The 25,843-nt window shown below is 72.7% G+C and carries 20 protein-coding genes and 1 pseudogene; 10 read left to right on the forward strand and 11 right to left on the reverse strand.

Features of this window, described 5'->3' with window-relative positions; all coding sequences use genetic code 11:
- The first annotated feature begins 114 nt into the window (after positions 1 to 114).
- The 6 genes from ACEPPI_RS19930 (at position 115) to ACEPPI_RS19955 (ending at position 8,265) form a co-directional block, all read left to right on the forward strand.
- The gene (locus ACEPPI_RS19930) at positions 115 to 2,376 is read left to right on the forward strand and encodes an MMPL family transporter (protein WP_373916581.1); all 2,262 of its coding nucleotides are present in this window, start codon (positions 115 to 117) and stop codon (positions 2,374 to 2,376) included.
- Positions 2,373 to 3,089: a DUF2993 domain-containing protein gene (locus ACEPPI_RS19935; protein WP_373916582.1), complete on the forward strand. Its 717-nt coding sequence runs from the start codon at positions 2,373 to 2,375 to the stop codon at positions 3,087 to 3,089. Before ACEPPI_RS19930 ends, ACEPPI_RS19935 begins: the two co-directional genes overlap by 4 nt.
- 75 nt (positions 3,090 to 3,164) lie before the next feature.
- Positions 3,165 to 3,467 (forward strand): DUF1876 domain-containing protein, encoded by a 303-nt coding sequence (locus ACEPPI_RS19940; RefSeq protein WP_373916583.1) that lies wholly within the window; start codon positions 3,165 to 3,167, stop codon positions 3,465 to 3,467.
- A 94-nt stretch (positions 3,468 to 3,561) separates the two neighbouring features.
- The gene (locus ACEPPI_RS19945; protein WP_373916584.1) at positions 3,562 to 4,215 is read left to right on the forward strand and encodes a DUF4389 domain-containing protein; all 654 of its coding nucleotides are present in this window, start codon (positions 3,562 to 3,564) and stop codon (positions 4,213 to 4,215) included.
- 135 nt (positions 4,216 to 4,350) lie between these two features.
- A complete protein-coding gene (locus tag ACEPPI_RS19950) occupies positions 4,351 to 7,164 on the forward strand; it encodes an AAA family ATPase (RefSeq protein WP_373916585.1) in 2,814 nt (937 codons plus the stop codon).
- Between the two features lie 441 nt (positions 7,165 to 7,605).
- Positions 7,606 to 8,265 (forward strand): LuxR C-terminal-related transcriptional regulator, encoded by a 660-nt coding sequence (locus ACEPPI_RS19955; RefSeq protein WP_373916586.1) that lies wholly within the window; start codon positions 7,606 to 7,608, stop codon positions 8,263 to 8,265.
- 38 nt (positions 8,266 to 8,303) lie between these two features.
- Here the strand turns inward: ACEPPI_RS19955 and ACEPPI_RS19960 are convergent, their stop codons facing one another.
- The gene (locus tag ACEPPI_RS19960) at positions 8,304 to 8,585 is read right to left on the reverse strand and encodes a hypothetical protein (protein ID WP_373916622.1); all 282 of its coding nucleotides are present in this window, start codon (positions 8,583 to 8,585) and stop codon (positions 8,304 to 8,306) included.
- Positions 8,586 to 8,677: 92 nt separating this feature from the next.
- Positions 8,678 to 8,811: pseudogene (locus ACEPPI_RS19965) on the reverse strand (IS5/IS1182 family transposase); the annotation flags it as partial.
- A gap of 550 nt (positions 8,812 to 9,361) precedes the next feature.
- Here ACEPPI_RS19965 and ACEPPI_RS19970 point away from each other — a divergent pair.
- The 3 genes from ACEPPI_RS19970 to ACEPPI_RS19980 are packed head-to-tail and all read left to right on the forward strand — an operon-like array spanning position 9,362 to position 11,777.
- Complete coding sequence (locus tag ACEPPI_RS19970) at positions 9,362 to 9,820, forward strand: MarR family winged helix-turn-helix transcriptional regulator (RefSeq protein ID WP_373916587.1); 459 nt, start codon at positions 9,362 to 9,364, stop codon at positions 9,818 to 9,820.
- A gap of 26 nt (positions 9,821 to 9,846) precedes the next feature.
- Positions 9,847 to 11,325, forward strand: a complete 1,479-nt coding sequence (locus ACEPPI_RS19975) for an MFS transporter (RefSeq protein ID WP_373916623.1) — start codon at positions 9,847 to 9,849, stop codon at positions 11,323 to 11,325.
- A gap of 11 nt (positions 11,326 to 11,336) precedes the next feature.
- Positions 11,337 to 11,777, forward strand: a complete 441-nt coding sequence (locus ACEPPI_RS19980) for a hypothetical protein (protein WP_373916588.1) — start codon at positions 11,337 to 11,339, stop codon at positions 11,775 to 11,777.
- Positions 11,778 to 12,089: 312 nt separating this feature from the next.
- On the opposite strand, the gene ACEPPI_RS19985 is transcribed toward ACEPPI_RS19980, so the two are convergent.
- Positions 12,090 to 13,229, reverse strand: a complete 1,140-nt coding sequence (locus ACEPPI_RS19985; RefSeq protein WP_373916589.1) for an amidase domain-containing protein — start codon at positions 13,227 to 13,229, stop codon at positions 12,090 to 12,092.
- A 526-nt stretch (positions 13,230 to 13,755) separates the two neighbouring features.
- Between ACEPPI_RS19985 and ACEPPI_RS19990 the strand changes: the two genes are divergently transcribed.
- Positions 13,756 to 15,606 (forward strand): transglycosylase domain-containing protein, encoded by a 1,851-nt coding sequence (locus ACEPPI_RS19990; RefSeq protein WP_373916624.1) that lies wholly within the window; start codon positions 13,756 to 13,758, stop codon positions 15,604 to 15,606.
- Positions 15,607 to 15,655: 49 nt separating this feature from the next.
- Here the strand turns inward: ACEPPI_RS19990 and ACEPPI_RS19995 are convergent, their stop codons facing one another.
- The 8 genes from ACEPPI_RS19995 to ACEPPI_RS20030 form a co-directional block, all read right to left on the reverse strand.
- Positions 15,656 to 16,969: a hypothetical protein gene (locus ACEPPI_RS19995; RefSeq protein ID WP_373916590.1), complete on the reverse strand. Its 1,314-nt coding sequence runs from the start codon at positions 16,967 to 16,969 to the stop codon at positions 15,656 to 15,658.
- A gap of 176 nt (positions 16,970 to 17,145) precedes the next feature.
- Positions 17,146 to 17,421 (reverse strand): hypothetical protein, encoded by a 276-nt coding sequence (locus tag ACEPPI_RS20000; protein ID WP_373916591.1) that lies wholly within the window; start codon positions 17,419 to 17,421, stop codon positions 17,146 to 17,148.
- Between the two features lie 480 nt (positions 17,422 to 17,901).
- Entirely contained in the window at positions 17,902 to 18,051 is a 150-nt protein-coding gene (locus ACEPPI_RS20005) for a hypothetical protein (protein ID WP_373916592.1), read from the reverse strand.
- Between the two features lie 95 nt (positions 18,052 to 18,146).
- Positions 18,147 to 18,704, reverse strand: coding sequence for a hypothetical protein (locus ACEPPI_RS20010; protein ID WP_373916593.1), 558 nt, complete (start codon positions 18,702 to 18,704; stop codon positions 18,147 to 18,149).
- The gene (locus ACEPPI_RS20015) at positions 18,701 to 20,434 is read right to left on the reverse strand and encodes a hypothetical protein (protein ID WP_373916594.1); all 1,734 of its coding nucleotides are present in this window, start codon (positions 20,432 to 20,434) and stop codon (positions 18,701 to 18,703) included. The genes ACEPPI_RS20010 and ACEPPI_RS20015 overlap by 4 nt, the downstream gene beginning before the upstream one ends.
- Positions 20,431 to 23,460, reverse strand: a complete 3,030-nt coding sequence (locus ACEPPI_RS20020; protein WP_373916595.1) for an ATP-binding protein — start codon at positions 23,458 to 23,460, stop codon at positions 20,431 to 20,433. The genes ACEPPI_RS20015 and ACEPPI_RS20020 overlap by 4 nt, the downstream gene beginning before the upstream one ends.
- Positions 23,457 to 25,334, reverse strand: a complete 1,878-nt coding sequence (locus ACEPPI_RS20025) for a hypothetical protein (protein WP_373916596.1) — start codon at positions 25,332 to 25,334, stop codon at positions 23,457 to 23,459. Before ACEPPI_RS20025 ends, ACEPPI_RS20020 begins: the two co-directional genes overlap by 4 nt.
- Positions 25,335 to 25,457: 123 nt before the next feature.
- Positions 25,458 to 25,586 (reverse strand): homocysteine S-methyltransferase family protein, encoded by a 129-nt coding sequence (locus ACEPPI_RS20030; protein ID WP_373916597.1) that lies wholly within the window; start codon positions 25,584 to 25,586, stop codon positions 25,458 to 25,460.
- Positions 25,587 to 25,843: the final 257 nt, after the last annotated feature.

Here is a 25,843-nt window from a genome sequence, read left to right on the forward strand (position 1 = left end):
TGCGCCGGCGCCCGCGCGCCATCCGCGGTCCCCGCGGCGGGCGCGCGCGGGCCCGTACGTTCCCCGAACAATGCGCCAACGGTCCCCTTACCGGAGCCCCGCACCGTGGGGCCCATGAACACCACACCGTCCGGCGGGCCCGGACTCCTCCACCGCAGCGGGCGCTGGTGCGCCCGGCACGCCTGGCGGATCGTCGCCCTGTGGGTCCTGCTCCTGGCCGGCCTCGCGTCCGCCGACCACGCCTGGGGCGGCACCTTCGCGGACAGCTTCTCCCTGCCCGGCACCGGCGCCCAGACCGGCGCCGACCTGATCGAGGCGCACACCACCGGCGCCGGGGGCACGGCCGCCCCCCTCGTGCTCCACACCGGCAGCGGTACGGTCGCCGCCCACCGGGAGGCGGTCGCGGCGGCCGTGGCCAACCTGAACCGGCTGCCGGACGTCCTGTCGGTGGCCGACCCGCTGACCACGCCCGGGGCGCTCTCCCCCCATGGCGACACCGCCCGGGTGACGGTCCGCTTCGACGGCAACCCGGCGGGCTTCGACCCCTCCTACCTGGCCCGGGTCGACGCGGCCGTGGAGCCGCTGCGCGCCGACGACGTCACCGTCGAGTACGGGGAGCCGCTCGGCCAACCGGCCTCGGCCGGATCCGCCGACCGCGTCTCGGAGGGCATCGGGCTGGCCGTCGCCGTGCTGGTGCTGCTGATCGGCTTCGGCAGCGTGGCCGCGGCCGGGCTGCCGCTGCTGACGGCCGTGCTGGGCCTGGCCGTGGGTCTCGCCGCCCTCGGCCTGCTCGCCGCACCGTTCGACTTCGCCCGGGCGTCCCCGACCCTGGCCGCGATGATGGGCCTCGGCGTGGGCGTCGACTACGCCCTCTTCCTGACCACCCGCTACCGGGCCCTGCTGCACGCCGGGGCGGAACCGGCCGACGCGGTCGGGCGTACGGTCGCCACCAGCGGCCGTGCCGTCCTGGTCGCCGCGGCCACGGTGGCCATGGCGCTGGGCGGGCTCTGCGTCTGCGGCGTGGGCTTCATCGGCACCCTCGGCATCGCCGCGGGGCTCGGTGTGGTCGTGGCCGCCGCCGCGTCGGTGACGCTGACGCCCGCGCTGCTGGGTCTGCTCGGCCGCCGCGTCGACCGGCTCCACGTGCGCACGCCGGTCGCCGAGCCCGCCGGGGAGTCCGACGTCTGGCACCGCTGGGCCCTCCGGGTCGCCCGACGTCCCTGGGTCTTCCTGGCCGCCGGCCTGCTCCTGCTCGGCGTCCTCGCCCTCCCGGCGGCGTCCATGCGGCCGGGGCACGTCGACGCCGGGGCGCAGTCCACCGCCAGGACCGACCGCCGGGCGTACGACCTGATCACCGAGGGCTTCGGTCCGGGCGCCAACGGCCCGCTCACGGTCGTCGTCCAGCTCGACAGCGGCCGGGTAGCCGACCCGGCCCGCCGCGAGGACCTCGCGGCTTCGCTCCGGCGGCGGCTGACGGCCGTACCGGGCGTGGCGTCCGTGACGGCCCCGGTCGCGGGCGGTGACGGGGCCCTGCTCCTGTCCACCGTCACCCCCTCCACCGGACCGCGGGACCCGGCGACCGCCCGGCTGTTCCGCACCCTGCGGGACGAGACCGTCCCGCGGGCCCTGACGGGTACCGGTGCCACCGGCTACGTCACCGGCACCGCCGCCGCCACCCAGACCTTCACCGACACCCTGGCGGGCGCGCTGCCCCGGATCGTCGGCGTGGTGGCCGTGGCCGCGTTCCTCCTGCTGCTCGCCGTCTTCCGCAGCCCGCTGATCGCGCTCAAGGCCGCCGTGCTCAACCTGTTCTCGATCGCGGCCGCCTACGGGGTGGTGGTCGCGGTGTTCCAGTGGGGCTGGGGCGGGGCGCTGTTCGGGGTGGGCGAGCCGGTGCCCGTCGAGTCGTACGTGCCGGTGATGATGTTCGCGATCGTCTTCGGACTGTCGATGGACTACGAGGTCTTCCTGCTCTCCCGGATCCGCGAGGTCTGGCTGCACCGGCGCGACAACCACCTGGCCGTGGCCACCGGTCTCGCCGCCACCGCCCGGGTCATCACCTGTGCGGCGCTGATCATGACCAGCGTCTTCCTGGCCTTCCTGCTCTCCACGAACGTCGCCGTCAAGATGCTGGCCCTCGGCCTGGGGGTGAGCGTCGTCCTCGACGCCACCGTGGTCCGCCTGCTCCTGGTGCCGGCGTCCATGTACCTCTTCGGGCGCGCCAACTGGTGGCTCCCCGACCGGCTGGACCGGCTCCTGCCCCGGCTCGACCCGGAGGGCCCCGCCCCGGCACACGCGCCGGCGCCCGCCCCCGAGAGCACTCCCGAAGCCGCTCCCGAAGCCGCTTGCGCACCCCTTCCCGGAGACCGGCGATGAAGCGCGTTCCCCTCGCCGGGACCCGGGCGGCCCTGCGCCGCCACCTCCTCCTCACGATCACGGGCGCCGTCGCCGCGGTGGCCGTCGCCGTGACCGGTGCGGCCGAGTCCGCGGCCGGCGCCGTGATCCGCCACCGTGTCGCGAAGGCGGCTCCGGGACTCGGTGACGCCGTCACGGTCGGCGTCGGCGGCGACTGGGCCCTGTGGGACCTGGCGCACCGGAGCATCCCCCGGCTCGACGTCGGCAGTGACGACGCCCGCGTGGGCCGCCTGTCGGGGGTCCGCGTACGGGCCCGGCTCGACGACGTCCGCCTCGGCGAGCGGGCCACCGTCGGGGGCACACGGGCCGAGGTGACCGTCTCCCCGGGGGCGATCGCCGACGCGATCCGGGCCACCGCACCGTCGGTGACCGTGGCCTCGGTGACGGCCGACCCGGCGGCCGGCACGGTGCTCGCCGCCGTCGGCCCCGGCGGCGCGGGACGGCTGACGCTGCGTCCCGCCCTCGCGGACGGCAAGGTCACCCTCGCCGTGGACGGGCTCACCGTCTTCGGCCGCACCGTCCCCGCCGGCCGGCTCGGCCTGGACGGCCTCGCGCCGGGTCCGGACCCGCGCGCGGCCTACCCCCTCGGGCTCAGGGCCACGTCCGCCGAGGTCCGGCCGGACGGCCTGCACGTGTCCCTGGAGGGCGGCCCCGGCCCCCTTCCCGCCGCCTGACGGCCCGGAGCGCGCCCGGACCCGCGCGGAGGGATGCTGGAGGGGAGAGGGACCCGGGGCGTGAGGAGGCACGTCATGACACATGCCGAACAGTGGCAGGTGGGCGTCTACCTGGACGAGGAGAGCGGCACGACCACGGCGCGCGCGGTGCTCGACAACGGGACGTCCATCATGACGGGCCGCGGCAAGGCGCGCTGCAACCCGCAGGACGTGGAGGTCGCCGCGATCGGTGACGAGCTCGCGGCGAGCCGGGCGATGCGCGACCTGGCCGGTCAGCTGATGCGCGCCGCCGACCGGGACCTGGCCGCGATGGGCGCGGTGCCCGAACGGCCGCGCACCGGCTACGGCTGGCCGGACGACGCACCGCGCAAGGGCTGACCCGAACACCCGGCCCCGGAAGAACGCGCCCCGGCCCCGGACCGCAGCCGGGGCGCGCCCCCCGGGCCCGCGGACGACCGAAAGCGTGATCCTCATGACTACAGCAGCCGACGCCCACCGGCCGGTGACGGTGACGGCCTACCTGGACGCACCCCTGTCCCGCTGGATGTGGCTGGTGAAGTGGCTCCTCGCGATCCCCCACTGCATCGTGCTCGCCTTCCTGTGGATCGCCTTCTTCGGGGTGAGCGTGGTCGCCTTCTTCGCGATCCTCTTCACCGAGCGCTATCCGAGGGCCCTGTTCGACTTCAACCTCGGGGTGCTCCGCTGGTCCTGGCGGGTCTCCTACTACGCGTACGGCACCCTCGGCACCGACCGGTACCCGCCCTTCAGCCTGGGCCCCGAACCGGACTACCCGGCGCGGCTCGACATCGCCTACCCGCAGCACCTGTCCCGCGGGCTGGTGCTGGTGAAGTGGTGGCTGCTCGCCATCCCGCAGTACCTCGTGGCGGGCATCTTCACCGGCGCCCTGCACGGCGGCTGGTGCCCCGGCGGGCTCATCGGCCTCCTCGCGCTCATCGCGGTCGTCACGCTGGCCTTCACCGAGAAGTACCCGCGCGACCTGTTCGACCTGGTGGTCGGTCTCAACCGCTGGGTGCTCCGCGTCACCGCGTACGCCGCCCTCATGACGGACCGGTACCCGCCCTTCCGCCTCGACATGGGCGGCGAGGAGCTGCCCACCACGGGCTGACGGGGCACCGCCCGGGGCCATGAGACGCAGTTCACAGGGGGGTACGGAGCGGCCCCGGGGTTTCGCACGTCTTGCAGCGGCAGACAGAATTGCCACTCCCGTTACGCAGCGTGCCTTGAAAGTCCAGGAGTTCCCATGCCGAGCCCCGCCCTCCGGGACCGTGCCCACACCTCCTCCGCCGTGCTGCGGGAGCGTGCGGAGCCGCCGGCGAGGGCTCGGGCGCTGGTGAGACGGGCCGAGGCGGGGGCCGGGGGCACGGTGGTGATCCGGGGGGCCAGCGGCAGCGGACGCAGCTCCGCGCTGCGGGCCCTCGCCCGGGACACGGAGCGTCACGGGACGACGGTCCTCAGGGCCCGGTGTTCCCTCCAGGAGGCCGGGGTCGACTTCGGGGTGGTCCTGCAGCTGTTCGACGGCCTCGGTCCCTGCGACGGCCCGCCGGACGTCGACGCCTGGGGCGGGTCGTTGCACGGCGCCGACCTGCCGTCCCGGCTGTGGAGCCTGCTGCGGTCACGGGCCGCGTCCGGGCCGGTGCTGCTCGCCGTGGACGACGTCCACCTGGCGGACACGGTGTCGCGCCGCTGGCTCGCCCAGGTGACGCGGCGTCTGGACCGGTTGCCGGTCGTGCTGGCGGTGACCGAACGGTGGCAGTACGACCTGGTGCTGCCCCAGCCCTCGTTCACCGACGCCTGCCGCGTTCCGGCCGACGAGATCTGCCTGCTGGCCCCGCTCGGTGCGACGGCCGCCCGGGCTCTCGTGCGCTCCGTCCTCGGCGACGGCACACCGCACACCCTGACCGAGGAGTGCGTCGGCGCCGTCGGCGGCAATCCGATGCTGCTGCACGCGCTCCTCACGGACCTGCGGGAGATGGCCGTCGGGGGCCCCCTCCCGGCCCGTCTGCCCGGGAGTTGCGCCGACCTGCGTCCCGGCGCGTTCACCTGCGCGGTGCTCCGATGGCTGCACGACGCCGGTGCCGAGACCGCGGACGCCGTCCGGACCTTCGCCGAGATCCAGGACGAGGACGACGCACTGGCGCTGCTGGTCGCCGTGACCGACGTCGACCCGTCCCGGGTGCGCGGCTGGACCGGCGAACTCACCCGTCAGGGGCTGCTGCGCGAGGACCCGCGCAGCGGCCGGCCGGTCTTCGCCCACCCGCTGCTGCAGGAGGCCGTACGCGACACTTGGGAACGGCACCGCCGCGCGGACGTGCGCCGGCGTGCGGCCGAACTGCTGCACCACCGGGGCGATCCGGAGGAGGCGGTGGTGCGCCACCTGCTGCCGATACCCGCCGTGGGCGCTCCCTGGGCCGCCGACGCCCTGGCCGGCGCCGCCGCGAAGGCCGTCCGCGACGGGCGACCCGACGAGGCGATCGCCTGCCTCCGCCGGGCGCTGCGGGAACGGCTGTCCGTCGTCCGCCGCAGCGAGACCCTCATCCGGCTGGGCTGTCTGGAGGTACGGGACGAACGCGCCTCCGGAGTGCGCCACCTGGCGGAGGCCCTGCGTCTGCAACGCTCCGCCGGAGGGCGCGTCCGTGCCGCCACCGCGCTCGGTACGGCCCTGGTGGCCCGCGGCGAGGTCCACACCGCCCTGGACGTGCTGGCCGAACTCGCCGAGGGTTTCGCCGACTCGACCGACCTCGCGCACGCGGTGCAGGCGGCGACCGCCCTGATCTCCTCGCACGACGGGGACAGTTGGCTGCGGGTGGTGGCCGAGCTGCGCCGCATCGAGGAGCAGTCTCCCGACGGGATCGCCCCGACCGCCAAGGCCCTGCTCACCGAACACGGCGCGACGGCCGGGCGGTTGTCGGCGGCCGAGGCCATGGAGCGGGTCCGGCCGCTGACGCGCACCTCGCTGGACCCGCTGCTCGCACCGTACCTGTACGCGTCGGCCGCCACGCTGGCCCAGTGGGCGGACGAACTGACCGAGGCCGACCGGTTGGTGGCCAGGGGGCTCGTCGCCTGCCGGACGCCGAACCTGCTGCACCCCGGTCACCAGAGCCTGCTGAGCGTCGCCGCGGAGACCGAGGTGATGCGCGGCCGGTACACCGCGCTGCTGGCCGACACCGCGCTGTGGGACGTCCTGCCGGGCGACATGGCCGCGCCCGGCACGGAGCACTCCCATCTGCGCGCCCAGGCGATCATCGCCCTGATCGAGACCGGGCGGCTCGCCGAAGCCCGCCGCCTCGCCTACGCCGCTACGGCCGGGGGCGCGCACGGCTCGTGGGAGTGGAACGAGTTCCTGTACGCGCGGGGTCTGCTGCACATGGCGTCGGACGAACCCGGCGCCGCCCTCCTGGACCTCCTGGAGTGCGGCAGGCGCCAGTCCGCCCGGGAGGTGGAGAGCCCGATCGTCACCCCGTGGCGCTCCGCCGCCGCCGACTGCCACGTGGCGCTCGGATCGCCGGAGCGGGCTGCCGTGCTGGCCCGGGAGGAGCTCCGGCTGGCCCGCGCCTGGGGAACGCCCCGCACGGTGGGCCGGGCGCTGCGCGCCCTGGGCGTGGCGCTCGGCGGCCGGCACGGGCTGGAACTTGGCGAGGAGGCGGTGGAGTTGCTGCGCGGCACGGCGGAGCCGCTGCCCGAGCTGCTGCCCGCCCTCGTATCCCTCGGGCGGTCACTGCAGGACTCGGGCCAGAGCCGGCGGGCCCGCGCGGTGTTCCGCGAGGCCGTCGAGCGGGCCGAACGGACGGGAGCGTTACGGATGCACCTCGTCGCGCGGGCGGCCCTGCGCGACTGCGGGGCCCGGCCCCGGCGGGTGCGGCACACCGGAACCACGGCGCTCACCTCCAGCGAGCGCCGCATCGCGCAACTGGCCGCGGCCGGGCACAGCAACGTAGAGATCGCCGAGTTGCTGCACCTCGCCGTACGGACGGTGGAGACCCATCTGACGCACTGCTACCGCAAGCTCGGCATCCGCCGCGGGGACCTGGCCGTGGCCCTCGGCGAGACCGGCTGAGCCGACTCGGCCGGCTGGACCGGCCGGACCGGCTGACGACCGGACCGGCCGAACCGGCGTCGTGGTGATCAGGGGGAAACCCCACGACGCCGACGAGCCTAGGAGCGGGCGGGCGCCGGGGGCAGTACGGGAAGGGCAGACCGGAGGGAAACCTCCGCGCCCTTTCGTTGCCCGCAAGGGCGCCGGCTCTGCCCTCGGCGTCGGGGCGCGGAGGCGCGGGCCGCGGATAGCCTGCGATCCGGACGTGTCCGCGCGCCCTGGCGACCCCTGCCGGACCGGTGCGGACGTCCGGTACTCCCGTGGAGCGCTCCCCACGGACCCGCACGCCCCCGCACCGCCTTCCTCGTGGTCGTGGTCCCGATCTCGTGGTCGACCACGATGGCCGCGCCCCGCCCGATGGGAAAGGGTGGGAGCCGGTCGTGGGAAAAGGAGTTCTTCACCGTGCTGCAGTTCGTCGACGACGTCCGTACCTCCCGCCGGGTGGCGGTCGCCATTCACGCCCCGGACCCGATCACCCGGGCCGGAGCGATGAGCCACCTCCGCCAGTACCCGGAGATCGCGCTCGTGGACGACCCCCGGCAGGACGGCGCCGACGTCGCCCTGCTGATCGCCGACGCCTTCGACGAGACGGTCCTGTCGAGGCTGTCCCGGCTGGTGCGGGCCGAGAAGGTCGGGGTGGTGCTGGTCCTGGACCGGATCCGGGAGGCCGAACTGCTGGACGTCGTCGCGTGCGGTGTGACCACGATCCTGTGGCGCCGCGAGGCCACGGGGGCACGGCTGCGCCAGGCCGTACTCGCGGCCGAACGGGGCGGCTGCGAGCTGCCGCCCGACCTGCTGGCCCAGCTGATCGGCCACATGGGGCGGCTCCAGGACGGCAAGGCCGGCGGGCAGGGCACCGCCTCCGTCGCCCTGGGCATGGTGCCGCGCGAGGTCGACGTCCTGCGGCTGGTGGCCGACGGCATGGACACCGCGGAGATAGCGGTCGAGCTCGCGTACTCGGAGCGGACGGTCAAGAACATCCTGCACACCGTGACGACCCGGTTCCAACTGCGCAACCGGGCCCACGCCGTGGCCTACGCGCTGCGCGAGGGCTACATCTAGTGCGTGTTGCGAAGGTATCGATGCGGCTGCCTGACAGCTCACAGGCCGTGGATGGCTCCGGCCAGGTCAGGGCCATAGGAGGCCCAGCAGATCACGGATCCGTCAGCGTCGATCTGTCCCATGAACCATTCGCCACCGTCTCTTGCGAGACACAGGCCGTGGAAGGAGAGGATGAGGTCGGGCTGGAGGACGTCGTAGTCGGCGGAGCCGTACTGCTCGACAACGACGAGTCGTTCAAGCGAGATCAGATCCGCTTCAGCGTCACCCGATGCGCGGCGGACCTGCTCGATCATCCAGCCGTCGGGGAGATTCGTGTTCACGGCCGCATCGTCGCAGCCGATGTGTCTCACAGCCACTCGTTTGTCACTGCGACCAGAACGGTTGCGTGATGGCGGACGGCGAGCTTGATGCCCTCCGGGATGGTGCACTTCGCTCCCCTTCGTCGCAGGTATACGCGGTTCGCGCGGGAGCCGTACGCCTTGTCCGCGCGGACCGCTCGACCGCCAGGTGCAGCTTCGTGGTCAGCCCGCCGCGCGACCGGCCGAGGGCGTGGTCCCCCGGCTCGGTATCTACGGCTCCGGGAGGCTCCTTCGAAGTCCGACAGCAGGAGCTCGCGCTGGTCGGGGAAGTCGGTGAAGGCTTTCAGCCCGTGGGCCATGGCGTTGCGGGTCGTCTCGTCGCCCGCGGCCACCAGGAGGATGAAGAACGAGCCGAACTCCTGGCCGGTCAGGCTTTCGCCGTCGACGTTCGCGTTCACCAGGGCCGACGTCAGGTCGCCGGTCGGGTGGTCCCGGCGCTCGCCGGCCGAGGGCGGCCGCCGGGCGATGCAGCTCACGGCCGGCCGAGACCGGCTTGCAGAGGCTCGCCGCCGTGCTCGGCCTGCCCGACGATCCGGTGTCCGCGCCGGTGCACTCCCGGCCGCCGCCTCGGCGACGAATTCGCCGGTGCGCCGCTCGACCGGGCCGTCCACGATCCCCGCGGTGATGCGCGTCAGATCGCCGTCGCGGCCGGAAGGCATCTTCGGGGTTCCGGCTCGCCTCCACGACGTCCGCGACAGATACATAAAGAATGCATATAAATCCGCTATGCTTCGAGCATGAGTCGTCAAGACCCCGCCCCCGACGCTTCGGCCGCCATCGGGTCAGCCCTCTACGGCCTGGCCACCAGGGCCGTGAGACGCCTTCCCCGCGACATGAGCCTCACCTCCGCCGCCACCTTGGCCACCCTGGACAAGACCGGCCCGCGACGGATCACCGATCTGGCCGCGGCCGAAGGCGTCACCCAGCCCGCGATGACCGTCCTGGTTCGGGTCATGGAGGAATCCGGCCTGGTCGAGCGGAGAGGCGATCCGTCCGACAAGCGGGTCACGCTGGTGTGCCTGACCGAGGCCGGCGCGTCCTACGTCCGGACGCGGCGCCAGGCGGGCGTCGACGCGTACGCGCGGCTGATCGAGGCGCTCACCGGTGACGAGGTCGAGGCCTTGACGGCAGCCCTTCCGGCGCTGCTGCATCTGGCAGAGCTCGAAAGCCACGCCCGAGAGGGGTCGGGGCAGTGACCGCGGCCCAGGCGCGGGACCAGCCGATGAGCACCGCCCCGATACGTGCCGAGGCACGGCTGCTGGTCCCCGCCCTGATGTTCATCGCCCTGGTCGTGGCGGCGGTCGCCAGCCTCGGGACACCGCTCATCACCAGCGTGGCGACCACCTTCCACGTCTCCCTCGACAGCGCCCAGTGGACGCTGACCATCGCATTGCTCAGCGGCGCCGTCGCCACGCCCGTCCTCGGCCGGCTCGGAGCCGGCCCACACCGACGGGCCACGATTCTCGCCACGCTGGCGATCGTCGTCGTCGGCAGCGCGCTCACCGTGCTGCCGCTGCCGTTCGCTGGGCTGCTCGTCGGCCGGGCGGCCCAAGGCGTCGGACTCGGCCTCACGGCGCTGTTGATGGGCGTGGCCCGCGACCACCTTCCCGAGGAGCGCAGCGCTGCCACGATCGCCCTGATCTCCGTGGTCTCCATCATCGGAGCCGGCGTCGGCTACCCGCTGGCCGCGCTGCTCGCCGAGATCGGCGGGCTGCGGGCCGCCTACGGCCTCGGTCTGCTCGTCACCGCCATCGCGTTCCTGACCGCGTGGCGCTCCGTGCCCGCAGCTCCCGAAGGCCGCTCCGCTCGGGTACACGTGGCCGGCGCGCTCGTCCTGGCGAGTGGGCTGTTCCTCGTCCTGTTCCTGGCCGGCGAGAGGAGCCTGTGGAGCCGTCACCTCGCCGCGGCGGTGACCCTCGCCGTCGTCGCCGTGCTCCTGCTCTGTCTATGGACCGTTTCCGAGCTGCGCAGCAAGACGCCCCTGGTCGACGTCCGGGCGGTGCGGCACCCGGCGGTCGCCGGGGCGAACATCGCGATGTTCGTCGGCGGGAGCGGCATGTACCTGCTGCTCACGCTCATCACCCGATACGCGCAGACGCCGTCCGGCGCCGGCTACGGCTTCGGTTTGACCACCTTCGTCGCGGGGCTGGTCCTCATCCCGTTCTCCGTGCTGGGGTTCGTCGCCGGCAAGCTCACGCCGAGGGTCCGCGAACGGATCGACGGCCCCCTGCTCCTGGCCGGCAGCGCCGCCATCGTCGGCGGCGGGTTCGTCCTGTTCGCGACGGCCCGGTCCAACCTGGCCGAACTGCTCGTCGCCATGGGTGTGCTGGGATTCGGCGTCGGCGGCTTCTCGGCCGCCATGCCCGGCGTCATCCTGGCCGTCACCCCCAAGAGCGAGACGTCGAGCGCCATGAGCTTCAACTACGTCGTCCGCAGCGTCGGGTACTCCCTGGGCAGCGCCATCGGCGGTCTGGTCCTGGCCGCCGGCACCGCCACCGGTCGCCTCTTCCCGGACGACGACGCCTACACCACCGCGGCGCTGGTCGGCATCGCCGCGATGGCGACCACGACGGTGGCCGGCCTCGCTCTCGCGCGTCGGCGCTCGCCCGAGACCAGCCTGACCACAGACCCGACCGCAGACCCGACCGCAGACCCGACCGGTGTGCCGGGCCAGGGCGAGTCGACTCGAACCGGAAGCTGAGGACCGCCCGCATGCAGTTCCCTCACATGGCAGCCCGCGACGCCGCGGCACTCGCGCCGTCCGAAGACGCAGCCGCCGATGACGCCACCACTCGATGGAGCGTCGCACCGCGACAATGGGCGACGGTGGTCATCGTCACTCGCCAAGGGCTCGGGGACCCCGTGGAGCGCGTGCGGTCCGGCCGGCCCCTGGTGGTGGAGTTCCGCACCGGGGCCGACTGGTACACGGTGTACGACGTACCGGGCGACGCGGCGTTCGCGGCGGCGGAGCGGCGCCGGCGCGAACGGATGGACCGGGTCGTCGACGAGGTGCTCGCGCTGGAGCCGTCGGGGTGGGAGTACTGCGGATGCCCCCCGTCCGCGACTCGGCCGGGCCGTTCGGCGGGTCCCGGTGGATGCGCCTGGTGGTGGGCGCCGGGCCGAGGCGCCCGTCGGGCGCCGCCGCAGAGGTGACGGTGTTCCGCGCGGGCGGGACCGTCGCCCGCTCGGTCCGGGCCGCGCGCGCCCTGGCCGCCACGGGCGTGACCGTCCGGCTCTTCGGGCCCTCGCGCCGTTCCCGTTCGGCCTGGAGCCGGTCACGGGGTTCGCGGGCCCCGGCGGCCCGGTGTCCGTCGTCGACGACGGGCCGGGCCCGGCCGGGTGGGCCGGCGCCGTCGCGGCCGCGCTGGCGACGCGCCTGCGGGGGACCCTGCGCAAGGCTCCCGCGCCGTGAACCGGCCGCTCCCGCCGCGGAATCCCGCGACGGGAGGGGCCGAGGAGCACCGGTCAGGTGCGGTACGCGTAGTACACCGCGTCCGGGTAGGACGCGATGAGGCTCGCGAGCGACTTCCGGTAGGTGTTCGTGGAGTGGTACGTGACGTACGGCATGCCCGCACTGCTGCGGTACGTCACCATCATGGAGTGGTCCTTGGACCCGTCCTTGTTGAAGTCCACCTGCACGATGTCACCGACGTCCGTCTGGTAGACGTTGGCCAGGTTGGCCGCACGCTGGTTGGACAGCGTGAACCAGGCCCACTCGTTCGCGCCGACCCAGGAGTCGGACTGCTTGGCTCCGTCGTACCACCAGTTGCGGTAGTCCGAGGTGGAGCCCGGGACGGCCTTCCAGCCACCCGCCTTCAGCGCCTGGCTGATGAAGTTGGTGCAGTCACCACCCGCGCCGGAGAACTTCCGGTACGCGGGGTTGTAGTTGCTCCAGTACTTCTCGGCGTACTTCGCCATGGCGGCGTAGTCGTAGGCACCGCCGGTCTTGGCCTTGGGCTTCGCCGGCGCCGGGTACTTGGTGGACGCGGGCGTGCCGTCCGGGTACTGGTTGCCGTCGTCCTTGACCACGTTCGCCTTGGCCGCCACGGGCTCGTTCACCGCGACCGGGCCGTTCTCCTGGGACTTGATCGAGTTCAGCTCCCAGGCACCGCCCTTCTTGCTGGTGAGCTTGAGCTCGTACCGGGTCCGGAAGTCGGTCGTCGCCGGCTCGTCCCCGCGCAGCTTCTTGTACGTGAGCGTGGTCTGTTCGGTGACCTCGACGGTGGCCTTCCCGCCGGTGACCGTGGCCTTCTCCACGGTCACCTTGGTGTCGGCCTTCGTGTAGGCCTCCCCGAGGTCCGCGAGCCGGGTCCTGCGGGACTTCAGCGACGAGAGCGCGGAGTCCTCGTCCTTCGCCAACTGGGCCGACATGCGGCTCTTCGCGGCGTTACGGCCCGAATTGCGATGCCCTCCCTGGTCCTCGACCAGGGCATCGGAGCGCTGCGACAGTACGTCGCCCGCAAGGCGCCCGAAGGTGTCGACCGTCTTCCGGTCGGCTGCTTTGGGGCCGGATTCCGCACTCGCAGAGGAAGCGAGCAGACCTGCGGTCACCACGCCCACGGTCAGGGCCGCGCCGGCGGCGAGCCTGAACCTCTTTGGTATCACTATTTTTCCCCTTGTCACCCGGTCCACTCGAACCGAGGGACGGAATTTTCGCACAACTCGACGACCCCTTCGTTCCGTTCCGCTTGTGCGGCCGGACCGGCGGCACGTTTCCCTACTCACCCGTACGGAAACGGACACGTTCGGTCGCTGGGCGACTCCACAGCAAGTGCCTCTAGGGTGTGGGGCAAGAGCAGCAGAAGGGGCATGCGCAGTGGGCAGGCAGGAAAAGGCCGGAAGCGGCCGATCACGGGACAGAAGGGTGGTTCCGGACAGCGGCGGTGGCGCCCCCTCGGGCCGTCGCGGAAGTTCCGGTTCCCGTCGCAAGCCCCGCGCGACGGCCCGTCGGCGCATCACCCTCCCCCCGGCCCTCGTCGGCGCCGCCACCTCCGCCGCCACCAGGGCCGTCGCCGCGGCGCGGCCGTGGCTGCGGCGCCTGCGCCCCGCCTACCCGAGACCCGGCCGCACCGGCTGGCGGCGCTGGGCCCCCTCGTGGCGCCAGTGGCTGGGCGCGTGCCTGTACGCCTTCATGGGCATGGTGGGCTTCGTCGCCTGCGCGTACGCGACGACGGACATACCCGACGACCTCAACTCCTTCGCCAAGCAGCAGGACAACATCTACTACTGGGCCGACGGTTCCACGATGGCCAGGACGGGCTGGGTCAGCCGGCAGGAAATGCCGCTCGACAAAGTGCCCCCGAAGGTCCAGGGAGCCGTCCTCGCGGCCGAGAACGCCAGCTTCTACTCGGACCCCGGAGTCTCCCCCTCCGGCGTCCTGCGCGCCGTACGCGCCGCCGTGACGGGGGGCGAGACCCAGGGCGGGTCGACCATCACGCAGCAGTACGTGAAGAACGCCTACCTGAGCCAGGAACGCACCCTCTCGCGGAAGTTCACCGAGCTCCTGCTCGCGGTGAAGCTGGACAACCAGAAGCCCAAGAAGCAGATCCTCCAGGACTACCTCAACACCAGCTGGTTCGGCCGCGGCACCTACGGCATCCAGCGCGCATCCCAGGCCTACTACGGCAAGGACGTCTCGCAGCTCAACGCCAGCGAGGGCGCCTTCCTCGCCTCGCTCCTCAAGGGCGCCGGCCTGTTCGACCCGGCCCTCGGCAAGGAGAACCGCGAGCGGGCCGTCGAACGGTGGAGCTGGATCCTGGACCGGATGGTCGCGACCGGGCAGATATCGGCCGCCGAGCGCGCCACGTACAAGACCTTCCCCGAGCCCTCGGGCACCTCCCTCTCCGGCACCCCCGGCGCACAGACCGGCTACCTGGTGGAGCTGGCCAAGCAGTACGCGGTCAAGTCCGGCCACATCAAGGACTCCGACTTCGACCTCGGCGGCTACCAGGTCTACACCACCTTCGACCAGTCCCGGATGACGGCACTGACCGCCGCCGTGCAGAACGCCCAGAAGGGCTTCGACGCGGAGAAGCGTCCCGACACCGACAAGCACGCGAAGATCGGCGCGGCGAGCGTCGCCCCCGACGGGCGCCTGCTGGCCGTGTACGGGGGCCCCGACTACCTCAAGCAGGGCTTCAACGAGTCGAACGCGACGACGATCCCGGCCGGCTCGGCCTTCACCCCCCTCGTGTACGCCGCCGGTCTCGAAGAAGGGGTGCTGCGCACGCGCGGCAAGGCCCGTACGCCCCTCTCCCCCACCGCCACCTACGACGGCAACGACCAGGTCACCGTACAGACGCCCGAGGGCCCTTACTGGGACCGCAGCGGCAAGGTGGTCAAGGGGCGCAACGACGGGGGCCGCAACTGGGGCCAGGTGACCCTGCGCCAGGCCGTCGCCGACTCGGTCAACACACCCATGCTGCAGCTCGGCCTCGACGTCGGCCTCGACCGGGCGGAGGCGTTCGCCGAGCGCTCGGGGCTGCTCGCGTCGAGCCTGGGCCCGCGGATCCCCACCTTCGCCCTCGGGGAGAACTCGACGCCCAGCGCGATCCGCATGGCCGGCGCCTACGAGACCTTCGCCGCGGACGGCATGCACACCGACCCGTACTCGGTGCGCTCGGTCAGCCGCAACGGCGCCGCGGTGCCGATCGACGCCCCGAAGCCGGTCCGGGCGATGTCCGCCAAGACGGCGCGCACGGTGACGGAGGCCCTGCGGGACGCCGTCACCGAGGGGTCCGCGAAGACGGCGGGCAAGACCCGCCCCGGCGCCGCCGGCAAGACGGGCACGACGGCCGCGAACACGGCGGGCTGGTTCGTGGCCAGCACCGGGCAGGAGTCCACGGCCGTCGTGGTCTACCGGATGTCGCTGACCGACCTGATTCCGCTTCCGCTGACCGGGCTGGGCGGTGACGCGCCGGGTACCCCCGGCAGCGAGCGCGCGGTGCGGCTGTGGGCCGACTACGTCAGGGCCGTGAAGTAGCAGCCGGGCGGGCGGCCCACCGCGCGCCGCCCGCCCGTGACCCGCCCCGCTACTTGATCAGCTTCTTCCAGTCCGGCGCCTGCGCCGGGTCGAGCATCCGCAGCTGCGCCAGTACCTTCGGGTCCTGGACGTCGAGCCAGTCCGACAGCTCGCGGAACGACACGCAGCGGACCTCCTGGCGCGGGCAGACGTCCCTCATGACGTCCTCGACGGCCTTCATGTAGATGCCGCCGTTCCAGTCCTCGAAGTGGTTGCCGATGAACATGGGCGCCCGGCTGCCGTTGTAGACCCGGTTGAAGCCGTTGAGGTACGACATCCGGGTCTGCGTCTCCCAGGCCGCGAACTTCGTCGGGTCGCCCTGGGTGGCGTCACCGGACTGGTTGTAGAGGAAGTTGAAGTCCATGGAGAGGACCTGCGCCTCCTTGCCCTGCAACGGGACGAGTTGGAGGGGAAAGTTCCATATGTCCTGCTGCTTGGACGGCCACATCTGGAAGTCCCCGGAGGAGCTCGCGTCGTAGCGCCAGCCGTACGGCTTGATCGCGGTCAGCAGGTTCTTCTGGCCCTCCAGGCAGGGGGCCCGGCCGCCGACCATCTCCCGGTCCGGGTCGAAGGGCAGGGGCGCCTCCTTGGTGAACCCGGTGTTGGTCTTCCAGTTCTTCATGAAGGAGTACTGCTGGTCGATCTCGCTCTTCCACTCGTCGACACTCCAGTCCCCGCCGCCCTTGGGACCGCAGAAGTGCCCGTTGAAGTGCGAGCCGATCTCGTCGCCGTCGGCCCAGGCACCGCGCAGCTGCTCCAGCGTGGTCTTCACGTGCGGGACGGTCGGGTACGAGATCGCGGAGGCGCCCTGGGCGTGCTGCGGCGGCCGGTAGAGCATCTTCTTGGCGTCCGGCAGCAGGTAGATGCCCGTGAGGAAGAAGGTCATGTGGGCGTTGCTGTCCTTGGCCACCTGACGGAAGTGCGAGAAGAGGTGGTCGTCGCCCTCCAGCGCGCCGTCCCAGGAGAACACCACGAACTGGGGCGGCTTCTCGCCCGGCTTCAGCTTCTCGGGCTTGAGCTGGCCCGGCTGCGGCCCGGTGTTCGAGGTGGAGCCGTCCCCCAGGACCTTCACCTTGCCGTCCCAGGGCTCCTCCGGCCCCTTCGCCCCGTTCGAGGGAGCAGGGGCCGCGAAGTTCGCGTCGTGACCGGTGGAGCCCGCCGCGCCGCCCAGGGTGAAGGCGTACGCGGCCGCGCCGCCCAGGGCGACCACGGCGGCGCCGGCCCCCAGACGCTTGCGGTTCTGCGCCTTGCGGCGTTCCTTGCGCTCCTTACGGGCACTGCGGGACTCCGCACCCGTCTGCGGAGCGAGGTCGGTCTCGGCCATCGCTGTCGTATCCCCCCTGATCACCGCAGCAGGGCCGCGCATGGATGGTTCGTACGAATATAGAACTTGTCGGCACAGCTGCCGCACCCATGTCCATCAACGACGTCGCTTCACAGCCAACCCACAGCCCCCGGCCGCACCGCGGGGCCCCGCCGGGGGAGTCCGCCGGGCCCCGCTCACCCGCGCGGGCAGGCCTCCTTCCGCTCCAGGCCGGGGGGCCGGGCGGCGGGTTCCGCCCGGCTCAGACCCGTACCGGTCACCGCGCAGACGGCCGCGCGGGGATCGCGCGCCGCCCGTACCACCGCGGTGACGTCGCGTTCGCGCAGGTCCTCGGGGCCCACGCGCAGCGTGCGGCCGCCCTCCTCGAACAGCAGCCGCCCGGTGGACTCGCCGACGAGCGCCTCCTCCGGTCCCGTGCCGTCGCCGGGGATCGCCCCCGGTTCCGCGGACATGGCCGGTACCGACTGCTCCCCCTCCGGTTCCGCTCCCGGGCGTGCCATGATGCGCGCGGCGGCGCGGCCCCCGCGCCCTCGTCCGTGACCCTCCACACCGGAGCCTGGTGCCGGTCGGCCAGTAGGGGTCCCTGTAGTTCTCGCCGAAAAAACAACGCCAAGGACTGAGCCGCGTGCGGATGACCAGGCGGGCGGCGTTCGCGCGGAGGGAGGGACCTTCGTCGCGCAGGTGCAGGGCGGTGGCGAGCATGTCCTCGTCGGAGACCCTCACGCCGCCGATGGCCTTGCCCTTGCCGCTGGCGGTCTCCTGGCCTTCGAGGGTCTTGTCTCGGATGTAGTCGCGCTCGGACTCCGCCATGGCGGCGAAGAAGGCGAACAGGGCGGCACCGTGGCCAGCCGGGTCGTGCTTGCCCCGGAGCGGGCCGGTCAGGAACGGCCAATAGCCCAGCGACCGTTTCCTGCATCACGCGCGACCCGCTGCTAGTGCGCCTCCCACTGCCGCCGCCGCTCCTCGGCCGCCCGCTCGCGGTTCGGGTGGGCGACGGACACGACGACGATGAACATCCCGGCCAGGATGAGGGAGATCCAGCCGACCGTGATCACCCCGAGCACGGCGATGGCGAATACCACCCCCACCGCTCCCCGCCCCCGAACACCCCGTCCACCAGACCAAGAATCGAGGGACTGTCTGACCACCCGGGGCGACGAAGACCGGAACAAGAAATTCACCCCTGAGAGGCCTGCCTCTTGAGGAGTTTCCCGCGAATTTGCCCCGCGCGCGAATAGCGCCCGAACGTCTCCTGATTCAACTGCCTCGCCCCTGACTCCCGGAAAGCCGTCCGAACCACATCATTGAGGAGAACATCAGGGCGAGCCGTCGTGACCTCGTCAACAAGGCTGCGCAGGAAACGACCGGCAGATCCCACCAGATCGACGAACGAGCACTCCCCCTCCGTTCCGCTGCGAATATCGACCACCCGCACCGCGTCACCGATCTGCTCCAAACGAAGGTTCGGGCCCCCCTCCGCATCGAACTCAATGGCGCCGTCGGCCGCCAGGATATTGACCGCATAGCGAAGAGCCAATGCGAAGTCGAGCAGCGGAGTGTTCCTGTAACCCCATACGGAGCCCCCGACCTGAATATCGACCGACCCGAGGAACCACCGCTCGCGGACGACCCACTCTTCGGCGTTCAGGATCGCCAACTGGTCACTCGGAAGTGAGGGAGGAAAATCACCCAGCCCTTCACCGAGCACGTAAGAAATTACAACGGATCCACTCATGACTGCTCCGCTCCATAAATCGGATTCCAGGGGTATGCATCTCGAACACTATGCTCACCAGTCACGTCATTCGGGTCATTCATAATGACCTCCACGTGATCGAGTGGATAGTTTCCGTGAGCTGCACCAGCGCGGCCGATATACCCTTCGTCGCCAACGGATTCCGGCATTTCGGCACGATGGATTGTACCCGTTCTATCCAACGTATTGGGGATTCCTTGGGGGTCCTGCTCCAGGGTCAACGCCATGACCTCGTCCAAGCCCTCGCGAGGAATTGTGAAATATGTCTTGTCGGGGAAATTTTCCGCCCCGGGCATGAAGTGTCGCCCTTCGATGTAGTCACGCTGCTCCGGATGGAGAACGTAATCGGCGGCGCTTGCGTCATCGGCCGTTTCGGCATCCTCACCCTCCAGATCCTCCGGTGCATCCTCACCGTCAACAGCGGTCTCGTCATCAGCTTGAGTCCCCCCGTCGATCGGATCGTCAGAATCCGGCGGCTGATCACCGTCTGCCCGGCTCTCAGCACGTGCGTCTTCCTCTCCAGCCGCCTCGACGTCCGAGTCGCGGTCAGGCGTGAAGCCCTGGGAGACCTCGTCGGCGCGGGCGTCGACGGCCCCTTCCGCGGTGGCCCTGTCCGCTGCGTCGACCGTGGCCCCGATCAGGGCCACGCCGGCTCCGGCCACGGCCACTCCGGCCTTGACCGTGCCTTCGGCCCCAGTGCCTACCGTTTGAGCGAGTTCGTTGCCGGCGGCCGGCTCTTCTCCTGTCTCCGCGGCCTGTTGGCCGTCGCCCGTCGGGTCGTGGTCCGGGCGTTCCGCTTCGGGTGAGGTCGCGGAGTCGGGCGGGGGCGTGTCCTGCGCAGCCGTGTCCTGAGCAGCGTCGGGCTCGGCCTCGGAGTGCGGTTCCCGTTCGGGGTCGGGTCGGAGTTCGCGTTCGCGTCCGAGTTCCCCTTCGGGTTCGGGGTCCTGTTCCGCGGCCGGCTCCGGCTCGGCTTCGGGTTCTGACTCCGGATCCGGTTCGGTGTCGGGCTCGGGCTCCGCTTCTGGCTCGGGTTCGCGCTCCGGTTCCGGGTCAGCCTCCGGCTCGGGCTCGGGCTCGTGCTCCGGTTCCGCCTCGGGCTCCGCTTCCCGCGCGGGCTGCTTCTCGGGCTCCGGTTCGGGCTCAGGCTCAGGTTCCGGGTCCGGCTCCGGGTCCGGCTCCGGGTCCGGCTCGGGTTCCGGGTCCGGCTCCGGGTCCGGCTCGGGATCCGGCTCCGGCTCGGGTTCTGACTCCTGTTTCTGGGGTTCCGGCTGTTCCGAGGTTTGCTCCTCGGGAGCCGGCTCTTCCGGTGGGGTGTCGGTCGGCTCCGGGGAGGGGGTTTCGGGCTGTTGGGGGGTGGGCCCGTGCGTTTCGGGCGTGGCCGGGTCCTTGGGGGTCCCGGGCGTGGTGGGTTCCTGGTGGGCCGTCGGCGGCTGCGCTTCGGTCGGGTTCCCCGGCTCGGCCTCCTGGGGTGCGTCCATCGGCGGCGGGTCCGGGACGTGGTCGCCGTCCAACGGCTGTTCGGCGGCGTGCGCGGCGGGGTTCGTATCCGAGGCCGAGTCGGAGTTCGTGTCCGTTGCCGCTTCGGCGTCCGCCGCCCCCGCCTCCTCCTCCGGTTCGTCGCCGTCGCGGGGCGCGTCCGTCGGCGGCTCCGGGGGCGGAGGGGGCGGGGGTGGGGGCGGGGCGTCGGTCGGGCCGCCGAGTTCGCTCATGGACGGGTCCCCTTCTCGCGGGCGCACTCCAGCGCCACCCGTACCGCCGTCTCCGCCACCACCGCGCGCAGGCGCGGTCCCGCCGCGCAGGCCATCGCGAAGGCCCGCGTCACGTGCTCCTCCGCCGTGCCGCCCGTCACCGCCGCCACCGCGTCGCGCAGGCCGCTGCGTTCCACGTCCCCGACCCGGGCGTGGACCCGCTCCTGCCGGTAACCCGGCAGGGCGTGGATCTGGAGGCGGTGGTCCGCGCCCGAGGTCCCGGTCAGGACCAGGCCCCGGGAGGCCCATTCGGCCTCGTGGTCCGGGTAGGTGTGCGGGCCGTCCGGAACGGATGTCCTGGTCCGGTGGATGACCCGGATCACGTCCCGGAAGCGGTAGTTCGCGTACGTGTAGCGCCGCGGGTCGCCGCCCGGCGGGTCGGTGCCCAGCAGTTCGGCGCGGAGCACGGCGTGCAGGCGCCGGGCGAAGTCGCCCGGGTCGACCTCGTCGCGCATCAGGGACTCGCGGGCGGACACCGCACGTTCCACCCCGTACACCAGGGTGCATTCCAGGTCGCGGTCCGGGAGCATCGTCAACGCGGCCCGGACCGGGTCGGACGGGCCCGGCGCGTCCTTGCCCATCGCCTGGGCCGAGGCCGCCACGTCCGTCCAGATCAGCTGGAGGGGCTCCACGGAGCGGTGGTGGGAGTTGTTCATCGTGCGCAGGGTGCACGGCTCGCGGCGGCAGGAGGTCCCGCACAGCGGGCTGCGGCTGCTCAGCAGCGGCGGCTCCGTCGACGCGTTCTCGGCGCTCTCGGCGTGCTCCCCGTGCGGGATCGCAGTCAGGACGGGCCGGTCCATGCCGTCGGCGGCGACGGCGGCCCGTCCGGGCGGCAGGGCGACGACATTCTCGCTCTGCTCGGGCTGGAGGTTCATCGTCGCGCCGACCGCCCGCCGGTCGTCCTCTGCGGGCAGCCGGTGCATGATCTTCAGCGCGCTGTTCTTGATGACGTCGGGCAGGATCTTGCTGGGGATCTGCTCGACGATCACAACACCCTCGCCGTACGCCCGGATCTCCGCCAGCAGGGAGGCGAAGAGCTCGACGGCGGCGGCCGCCGGCCCGTCCTCCACGTTCTTCAGGAGCCGGTGCGCCTCCTCTACCACCAGGACGTGGCGCAGCGGGACCCCTCCGGCGCCGTGGTGCACCCGCAGGTGTTCGACCAGGCGGATGAGCACTGCGCCGATGAGGAAGGCCTTGTCCTGGTCGTTGGTGATCGTCTCCAGTTCGAGGACCACGTTCCCGGCGAGCAGCCCGGCGATGTCCAGGGGGTGGCCGCCCTCGAAGAACCGGCCCGGCGCGCCCTCCCGCAGCGAGCCCATCCGGACGTCGACGAAGCCCCGCACGTCCGCGGTGACCTCCTTGCCGTACCCGATCATCTCGACGACCTGCCGGGCGGTGGCCTGGAGTTCGCCCAGGGTCGGGTAGCGGGCCGTCCGCGGCTCGTCCGGCTCCTCCAGTACGTACTTCGGCTTGTGGGCCGGGCGCGGTTCGCCGGTGACGAGGTCCCATCCGGCGGCCGTGTAGCACTGGGACAGGGCCCGTGACAGCACCTGCGGGAAGGGCTCGTGCCCCTCGAACGCCGCGAGGAACAGGGCCCGTACGAGGTCCACGTGGCTCTGCAGCGGAAAGCCCGGCTCCGGCTCCAGCGGGTTGAGCGAGGCGGGGGCCACGTCCACGTCACCGGGCCGGATCACGGTGACGCGCCGGGCTCGCTCGGGTCCCCCCGCCGCGGCGAGGCGGCCGGCGATGCGTGCGTACTCGGCCTTCGCCGGCTCGACCGCCAGCCAGGGGATCGGCCGGTCGTGCGTGGACAGGGCGGTGAGCAGGCTCCGTACCGTCTGGGACTTGCCCGAACCGGTCGCCCCGCAGACGAAGGCGTGCCGGTTGAGGGTGGAGCGGGAGACGTGGAGCCGGTCGGCGGGCATGAGGGCCTCGTCGAGGATGTCGCCGATCAGGAAGGCGTCGGCGTCGTGTCCCGTGTCGTCGGAGGTGACGTCGAACCGGTTCGGGGCCACCGTACGGATGCCCGGGAGCTCCCGCGCGGGCGGCCGGGCCAGCGCCGCGACCAGTTCGGCGGGGGCGACGAAGGGCACGCTGCCCGGCGGCCCGGCGGCGCCCGCGGCCGGGGCCGGTTGCGGCGTGACGGTGGTCAGCGCCTCGGCGAAGGGCATCGGCCGCCGCGCCGGTACGAGCACGTACGGCAGCTCGTCGAGGTCGCCGGCGCCGCACAGCAGGGCCGCCGAGGCGAGCGCCGACTCGGGCCGCTCGGCGCCGACCAGCACGCGCACGTTCCACACCCCGGTGGCCAGGGCCCGGGTCAGCTCGCGGTAGCGGGCCTCGGCCCGGTCGGCCGCCACCCGGTCGGCGGCGGAGTTCTCGCGCTGGCGCAGCCGGGGCAGTTGGACGGCGAGTGCCGCGCGCTCCTGGTCCAGTCGCTCGTACGGGACGGGCTCGGCCAGCACGAGCCAGGCGAAGGCGTCCGGGAGGTGGGCGACCGCGTCGTCGAAGGAGCCGCGGCGTTCGCCCGGCAGGGCGCGCTCGTCGTCGCCCAGGCGCAGGGCGTCGTGGGAGCCGGGGCAGGGGATCCAGAACGGCAGCCGTTCCAGCAGGGCGACCGCCTCGCCCGCCGGGACGTCGCGGGCGGTGGAGCCGGGGGGGTAGCGCAGGGGGCGCTGCGCACCGTCCGCGGCGGGCTCGTCGCCCGCGGGCGGGAAGCCGGGCGCTCCGCCCACCAGGAAGTGCAGCGGCCGGTGCCGGCCCGGGCGTATCCATGCCGCGGCCAGACCCGCCGGACGGTGCTCCCCACCGGCCGAGGGCGCGGAGAGCACGGCGTGGGCCGCCGTGACGGCGGCGGTGAGCTGGGCGGCGGTACGGTCCTCCGTACGGCCGTCCTCGGGCCGCCGGGGCACGGTGATCAGGCGGTGGAAGCGGTACGCGCCGAGTCCGGCGGGCCGGGCCGCGCCCCCGGACCCGCCACCGGGGCTCACGTCAGGCTCGCGCGGGGGTGGGCGGAGAGCCGGGGCAGGAAGTTGATGCCGGGATTGCAGTCCCCGAACACGACTCGGCGGCCCGCCGGCCCGGTTTCGACGAGGACCAGGCCGGTAGCCGGGAGGGACTGGAGCTGGGTGGGCTCGATCGCGAACTCGTAGACGCGGCTGAGGTTCTCGCCGGTCGTCGTGGATCGGGCGGTGGAGGTGTTGGTCGAGTCCTGCCAGCTGCGCGAGAGGGAGGTCGAGAAGGACCTGGAGCTCCCCCAGCTGCTGCCGGAGGTGCCGCCGCCCCGGTTGGAGCCGTCCGTGTCCGAGACGCCCCGCTGGCCGCCGTAGCTGCTGCCGCGGCCCTCGGTGAGGGTCTCCCCGACCTGCCGGGTCAGCTGGTTGACGAGGAACTTGTGCTCCTGCCCGATGAACTGCGCGGCCGCCTTGGCCTCCTCGCCGTTGCCCATGCGCATGAACACCGTCGCGCTGTCCGATCCGCCGGCGACCTGGACGGTGCCCTCTCGCAGGTGTTCGAGCAGGAACACGAGCCGGACACCGGCCGTGCGGGCCTCGCGCGCCATCGATTCCAGGGCGTCACGGCCGAGGTGGTCGGCTCCGGCGACGACGAGGGTCCCCGAGCCGTGCGCCACGGCACGGGTGCGCAGCGCGTGGACCAGCCGGAAGAAGACGAAGCGGTCGGTGAGGTCCTTGCGGCGGCGCACGGAGTCCTCGGTCGTGACGATCGTCAGTCCGCCGGGCCGCCACCAGTCCGCGGCGCGGCCGCCGCCGGGGACGGTGGCCTCCTGCCCCCTCGGCGTGAGCAGCTCCGTCTGCGCCCGGACGTAGCGCAGTTCGTTCTGGACGCGCTCGCCCTGGCCCAGGAGGTCGACGGCCCGGGTGATCGACTCGACCTCGGTGGGGCCGAGCGGCCCGGGCGCGCCGGCGGCGGGATCGTAGACGCGGAGCAGCACGCGCAGCCCGGCGGCGAGCCGGGCGAAGGTGACGGGCCCTTCGAGCAGTTCCGCGACGGTCTGGACGAGGTCCACGTCGATGGTGTGGAGGTCCACGTCCGCGCCGGGCGGCCGCATGGTGCCCAGCGCCTCGGCCATGGTCTCGGCCAGCTCCTCGGGAGTGAACTCCGCGCTCAGGTCCGCGTCGAGCAGGGCCCCGGGCATGGGTACGTGGGCGACGGCGATGTCGCGGCGCGCGGCGAGGCCGGCGAGTTCGAGGGCGACGGCCTGCTGCGTGAGGTCCAGGACGACGAGCGGGGCGCCACCGCCGAGGAGCGGCCCGCCGACCGTGGCGAGCAGGCTGGCCCAGCCGTTGCCCGTGCCGCCGAACACGTCGATCCGGCTGGGACCGGAGGCGAGGGAGAGCGGGAACCAGGTGTCCAGCGTGTCGTTGTGCCGCAGGTGCTCCGCGTGGTGGGCGTCGATCCGGCTCTGCCAGGCGCGCCGGCGCTGCTCGTAGTCCCGCTGGGCGCTGGTGCGGGCGGCTGCCAGGCGCCGGCGGGCGGCCCTCAGCCTGGCGGCCGGGGAGGTCGCGGCCATGAGGACGATGATGAGGACGACGACGATCACGACGGCGGACAGGCCGCCGGCCGCGTAGGCGACGATGCCCGCGAGCAGGAGGAGACAGCCCGTGCCCCTGTTCTTCCGGGCGGTCATGGCGCGCTCCTCCATGGCGCGGACCCCGTCGCCGGAGGGTTCGGAGTAGACGGGCGGATGCTGGGCGTCCCGGTGTGCGGGGGGCGCGGACGGCTGGACGAACTCCCAGCCCCAGCGCTCCTGGCCGGTGAAGACCCGCCGCGCCAGTTCCGCTCCGGCGTCCGGCTCCTCCCCGCCCCGAGGTTCGGTTGCCGGTGCGCTCTCGGCAGTGCTCATAACGCCCCCCTGTGGATGTCGGAGCATCCTGACCTTCCGGAGCGCCCCTGTCAGCTCCCGGGAGCCGTGCGGGAGACCTCTTTGACCAGAAGTCATCTACGAATGACCGAAGTTGATGCACCGTCATATTTCCGGACCAGCGCACTCCGCCGCGAGGTCAGCGATCCGGGCCGGGCCGATGCGGCAGCAGCCGCCGATGAGGCGGGCGCCCGTGCGGCGCCAGGCGGCGACGGGCCGGCGGGCCCGGTCCACGGGGGTGCCAGGTGGCGGCCGGCTCCCAGACGGAGCCGTCGTTCGGGAGACATCGGCCTTCGCTCACCGCACCGACGATCCCGAACGCGCCATGGACGCCGCCTTCGCTCTCCTCCAAGATGGCTGGGGAGCCGTACAGCGGATCATTTGGCGAAGGGGGACAACGCCCCCGCTGCTGGGCCCACCCGCTCGGCGATGTCCGAAGTGGTGCGGGGGCCGGGCACCTCGCCGGGGCCGATCCGCTGCTCTACAGCCCG

It is taken from the genome of Streptomyces sp. AB3(2024), assembly GCF_041862025.1.
Taxonomy (GTDB): Bacteria; Actinomycetota; Actinomycetes; order Streptomycetales; family Streptomycetaceae; genus Streptomyces.

What these genes read in the sequence shown, in the direction of transcription:
- ACEPPI_RS20010 (WP_373916593.1), bottom strand. Translation starts at nt 18,704, where the DNA reads ATGAGTGGATCCGTTGTAATTTCTTACGTGCTCGGTGAAGGGCTGGGT.
- ACEPPI_RS19995 (WP_373916590.1), bottom strand. Translation starts at nt 16,969, where the DNA reads ATGGCCGAGACCGACCTCGCTCCGCAGACGGGTGCGGAGTCCCGCAGT.
- ACEPPI_RS20000 (WP_373916591.1), bottom strand. Translation starts at nt 17,421, where the DNA reads ATGTCCGCGGAACCGGGGGCGATCCCCGGCGACGGCACGGGACCGGAG.
- ACEPPI_RS19940 (WP_373916583.1), top strand. Translation starts at nt 3,165, where the DNA reads ATGACACATGCCGAACAGTGGCAGGTGGGCGTCTACCTGGACGAGGAG.
- ACEPPI_RS19930 (WP_373916581.1), top strand. Translation starts at nt 115, where the DNA reads ATGAACACCACACCGTCCGGCGGGCCCGGACTCCTCCACCGCAGCGGG.
- ACEPPI_RS19970 (WP_373916587.1), top strand. Translation starts at nt 9,362, where the DNA reads ATGAGTCGTCAAGACCCCGCCCCCGACGCTTCGGCCGCCATCGGGTCA.
- ACEPPI_RS19980 (WP_373916588.1), top strand. Translation starts at nt 11,337, where the DNA reads ATGCAGTTCCCTCACATGGCAGCCCGCGACGCCGCGGCACTCGCGCCG.
- ACEPPI_RS19990 (WP_373916624.1), top strand. Translation starts at nt 13,756, where the DNA reads ATGGGCATGGTGGGCTTCGTCGCCTGCGCGTACGCGACGACGGACATA.
- ACEPPI_RS19950 (WP_373916585.1), top strand. Translation starts at nt 4,351, where the DNA reads ATGCCGAGCCCCGCCCTCCGGGACCGTGCCCACACCTCCTCCGCCGTG.
- ACEPPI_RS19945 (WP_373916584.1), top strand. Translation starts at nt 3,562, where the DNA reads ATGACTACAGCAGCCGACGCCCACCGGCCGGTGACGGTGACGGCCTAC.
- ACEPPI_RS20025 (WP_373916596.1), bottom strand. Translation starts at nt 25,334, where the DNA reads ATGAGCACTGCCGAGAGCGCACCGGCAACCGAACCTCGGGGCGGGGAG.
- ACEPPI_RS19935 (WP_373916582.1), top strand. Translation starts at nt 2,373, where the DNA reads ATGAAGCGCGTTCCCCTCGCCGGGACCCGGGCGGCCCTGCGCCGCCAC.
- ACEPPI_RS20015 (WP_373916594.1), bottom strand. Translation starts at nt 20,434, where the DNA reads ATGAGCGAACTCGGCGGCCCGACCGACGCCCCGCCCCCACCCCCGCCC.
- ACEPPI_RS19975 (WP_373916623.1), top strand. Translation starts at nt 9,847, where the DNA reads ATGAGCACCGCCCCGATACGTGCCGAGGCACGGCTGCTGGTCCCCGCC.